Origin of the sequence: Flavobacterium enshiense (genome assembly GCF_040750275.1) — a bacterium.
GTDB classification, from domain to species: Bacteria; Bacteroidota; Bacteroidia; order Flavobacteriales; family Flavobacteriaceae; genus Flavobacterium; species Flavobacterium enshiense_B.
This window is the reverse complement of sequence record NZ_JBDOCV010000044.1, coordinates 1-219: the sequence shown is the minus strand read 5'-3', so window position 1 is coordinate 219 and position 219 is coordinate 1. Positions and strand designations below refer to the sequence as shown.

Sequence of the window (219 nt, the reverse complement as noted above, 5' to 3'; positions counted from 1 at the left end):
GCTTAAGCCCGATTGTGCCAGGCACCATGGGTTCGCTGGCGGCTATTCCATTCTGGTTTCTGATGACCTTTCTGCCATGGCAGCTTTACTCGCTGGTGGTGATGTTCTCCATCTGTATTGGGGTCTATATCTGCCATCGAACGGCGAAAGACATGTGGACGGACGATCACGGCAGTATCGTGTGGGATGAGTTTGTCGGCATGTGGATAACCCTGATGG

Annotated in this window: 1 protein-coding gene; it reads left to right on the top strand. The window is 53.0% G+C overall.

Features of this window, described 5'->3' with window-relative positions; genetic code table 11:
* The coding region (locus ABGT15_RS14735; protein ID WP_367232219.1) for a phosphatidylglycerophosphatase A at positions 1-219 on the top strand (219 nt) is incomplete at both ends.